Below are 3,996 nucleotides of genomic sequence, written 5' to 3'. Positions count from 1 at the left end.
ATGGGAAAAAGTGAGCTCTTATAGAATTGTTTGTTAATATATATATCCATAGAGCTATTATAACACCTGCTAGAATTGGCCCTATTGTAATATGAATGTTAAATAACAAGTATGGAAGCCCTTGCTTCTTAGAGCTCATGAAAAGTGATAGCAACAACTGCAATGCTATCAAAGGGGCAAAAATCCAATGCAAAAACTTATAAGTATTTGACCAATCTTTATGCATACTTAAAAATATAACATATAGTTGTGAAAAAAATATAAAATAGTTAAGATTTTATCAACGAACCAATCTTAAATATTGGCATGTATAGAGCTATCAGTATAACACCTATTATGCCCCCTATTATTACAATCATAGTAGGTTCTATTAAAGATATCATGGCATCTATAGCCTTATCCACTTCATCTTCATAAAATCTTACAATACTTTGAAGCAAATCATCAAGACGTCCAGTATCTTCACCTATTTTAACCATGGATATAAAAAGATCATCAAATAGCTCTGTTTCTTTTAAAGACAACCACAGCGGTTTTCCTTCTTTTATAGATTTAGAAGCTTTTTCTATACCTTCTTTTACTATTTGCATTGTACTAGCCTGAGATATCAATTCCATAGACCTATCTAGCGACACACCGCTGGAGAATAAAGAAGACAAAGACGTAGCAAAAGAGTTCATCATTATTTTATGAAAAACGTTTCCTAAAACTGGAAGTTTCAACAGCATTTTTTCTATTCGCTTTTTGAATTCCATGTTATTTTGATAAAGACGTTTAAAAATAAAACCTGAAATAACTAACAAAATTATAAATTTTAATATATTTTCATGTAAAAAATTGGAGGCTTTTAAAAGTATCAACGTAGGAAGCGGTAGCGATGCACCGAAACCTTTGTATATGCTAGCAAATATTGGCACTAAAAAATAAATAATACCAGTTGTTATAATAGTAGCTATTATAAGCACGAAAGAAGGGTAGAAAGATGCACTTTTTATTTTACCTTTTATCTTAGCTAGCTTTTCATAGTATTCTGAAGCCAAAATTAGTGATCTATCTAGCTGTCCCGTTTCTTCTCCTGTTATTACTAAGCTTATAAGAAGTGGTGGGAAAACGTTTTTCCTTTTTTGCATAGCTTGTCCTACAGTCAGACCCTCACTAACATCTTTTGCAACTTCTAAAAGCGTTTCTTGAAAATATTTGTTATCTATTTGTTTTGCCGCCATCTCTAAAGCTTGCGGTACGCTTATACCTACTTGAATTAAAAACCCTATTTGCCGCAATACCAAAGATAACTCTTTTTCTTTTACTTTCTTACCAAAACCAAAAGAAAGGGTCCTTTCTCGGGCAAGCTCTATAGATACTGGAATAAGCTCTTTGGAAGACAATATTTGAGCTATAGCATCTTGATTCTGAGCTTCTATAATACCTTTTTCTATTTTACCATCCTTTGTATAAGCTATATATTGAAACTTAGGCATCAGTAAACGCTCCTGTTAACTTGCAAAAGATAACAATCAAAGTCATATGGAGGGAAAAGCTCTTCTTTAACGTGTAAAAGATTTCTTAGCCTGTCATAAAAATCGTGATCTTCTGCAAATAAACTTGAATAAACAAGTTTTATATCTTCTAATCCTAAAAAAAGCAAAGAGCTGCTAATATCTTCTAAAATACTTTCCCTTTGCTCGTTAAAATTAGTTATATCCACTTTTTTATAATCTATAAATCTTTCTCCTAGCTTCAGTAAAAAATAATAATCTTTATTAATATAAACAGCATTGATGGGTATATTTACATTCAATTCTATCAAGGTGTTTATAAAATCTACTACAAAATGAGATACGCTTTTTACGTTTAACCCATATTTTTTAAAAGATTTTTCAGCAAGTATCACATCTTCTTTCTCCGCATAAGCTACTAAATATGTATTCCCATCATCAGTTTTTAACAATATATCGTAGGCCAAGTAATGTTTGTTCAATTTATGACCGATTTCAGTTTCCAGAGATAACTTTAAAGCGTTTTCAATATCTTTTTGTTTTATAGCTTTTGGTAAAAACCTAGTCTTAACTATACCAAGCCCTACGTCTAGAATTATGTGAGCGTCGCCTGCTTCAAGATTTTCAAATAAAGAAGCGTTTGATCTTATATCATCGATTATAGTATGAGAATCTTGACTTTTGTTGTGTTTTGTTATTAGTTCACAAGAATCCTTATTTAAAAGCGTTAAACTAAAATAAGTATTAGATAGAAAAATACTATAAGCTTTTTTCTGTTTTAAACCTAAATTTAACTTCATTTTTCAACCCTCTTAGCAGTTATGAATATGAATAGATTTGTGTTGTTTGTCGATTCATTTTTTGTCATACCGACATTGCCAACAATTGGAACTTTGTCTAATCCAGGTATTCCTTGTAAGCTGTTGCTATCGTTTTTAAGACTTATCCCTCCTATCGCTAAAGTTGCTCCGTCAGATAAAACTATAGATAGGGAGTTACTATTTTGGTTGATAGTGGGCTGCCCATTAGCCGCCAAAGGGCCTAAAGACATATTTTGAATATTTATATTTAGCAATATTTTGCCATTGGGCAATACTTGAGGTGTAACCTTTATAGAGTTAAGAACATTTTGTAGTGTAACTGTAGGCACCGCTTGCCCTGGAGTCGATATTGTGGTAAATGGATATTCGATTCCTTGAGTTAGCAAAGTAGGTTGGTCATTCATAGATAGCAGAGTGCTTTTAAAGACGCTCTTTGCTTTGTTTATGGACTCCAATGCTTGAATTTCAAAACCTAGGACATGAAATTTGCCCTCTGAGTATATACCTGATATTAGGCCATTGGGAGCGTTTACAGGTGTAGCCGTAACCTCGGGGCTACCACCATTGCTTATAAAACTAAAAGCATTTGCCAATGGACTTGTTGGATTAAAATTGCTGGTATTTAAAATTGTGATACCTCTGCCTGCGTAAGCACCGCCGACGCCTAAGCCCAACTGTTTCTGATAGTCTTTGCTTATCTCAACAGCCTTTACATCTATCTGTATATATAAGGGTTTGGTAGATATATACTCTTTTAGGTGTTTCTTTATATCTTCAAGGTTTTGGATGTAATCTATTACTGTTACAGCGTTCATTTTATTTATAGGTGTTACTATAGCTTTGTCTGAAAGATAAGGTTTTATAAGCTTTTCAAATTTATCAAGAGTAATATATTTTATGTAAAATGTTTGAGATTTCATTACGTTTTGTCTTGGGGTTTTCGAAACATAGGCTGAAAGTATTTTTTCACAGGATATAACGCTTTTTGGATTACCAGTAAGTATTACAGCTTTAAACTCTTTGCTTTTTGCTATTTTTTTTAGTTTACAGGATTTTGCTAAATTATAAGCTTTTTCCAAATCTTTTTTTATAAATAGAACCTCTGTAATATATTTTGGTTTAATTGACACGTATTGAGGAAAATAATCTAATACATTTTCAATGTTTTGTGGATAATCCTCTAAAATTATTTTATTACCCTCCTCATGTATTACAACAGCGTCTTTTGAAAGATAATGAGTTATAAGTTTTTCAAAGTTAACAGGACTTATATCGTAGACATAAAGGGGAACACTTATAATTGCTTCACCGGGTCTTGGTGGTTGTGCAAGGTACGGCTTTAGTTTTACATTTACTTGTTTTATAGCCTTCGGTAAGCCGCTAACTATTATTACCCCTAATTTATCAGCTCTATAAACGTTAAATATACCTTTAATATCTTTAATTAACGAATATGATTCTTCAGCAGATATACCTCTTAATATAATTGTTTCAGTCTTTACTAATTCCTGAGTATTTCTGCTTTGCGACATGCTTGAAGGATTTGGCAGATTAGCTAAACTTCCACTTTTCAAAAGAGAAGACAATGGCGGTAATCCACTAGGAGACGCAGTTGCTTCGCATTTTCCAGAGTTTATAACCACTATACCGTTAGTTGTTGTATAATTTAAGCAATATTC

Annotated in this window: 4 protein-coding genes; all 4 read right to left on the bottom strand. The window is 32.2% G+C overall.

Features of this window, described 5'->3' with window-relative positions:
• The coding region (locus tag ACP5S8_RS07825) for a cytochrome b/b6 domain-containing protein (protein ID WP_461876392.1) at nucleotides 1-226 on the bottom strand (226 nt) is incomplete at its 3' end.
• Between the two features lie 43 nt (nucleotides 227-269).
• Nucleotides 270-1,478 carry a type II secretion system F family protein gene (locus ACP5S8_RS07820; protein ID WP_461876391.1) on the bottom strand — a complete coding sequence of 403 codons (1,209 nt, stop codon included), beginning with the start codon at nucleotides 1,476-1,478 and terminating at the stop codon, nucleotides 270-272.
• Nucleotides 1,478-2,296 carry a hypothetical protein gene (locus ACP5S8_RS07815; RefSeq protein WP_461876390.1) on the bottom strand — a complete coding sequence of 273 codons (819 nt, stop codon included), beginning with the start codon at nucleotides 2,294-2,296 and terminating at the stop codon, nucleotides 1,478-1,480. Before ACP5S8_RS07815 ends, ACP5S8_RS07820 begins: the two co-directional genes overlap by 1 nt.
• Nucleotides 2,293-3,996 (bottom strand): type II and III secretion system protein (locus ACP5S8_RS07810; protein WP_461876389.1); only part of this gene is annotated, 1,704 nt, incomplete at its 5' end. The genes ACP5S8_RS07810 and ACP5S8_RS07815, both read right to left, overlap by 4 nt.

The sequence above is a fragment of the Hydrogenobaculum sp. genome, from assembly GCF_049967395.1.
In the GTDB taxonomy this organism is placed as follows: domain Bacteria; phylum Aquificota; class Aquificia; order Aquificales; family Aquificaceae; genus Hydrogenobaculum.
The sequence above is the reverse complement of the archived record's forward strand: the minus strand, read 5'-3'. Positions and strand labels throughout refer to the sequence as shown.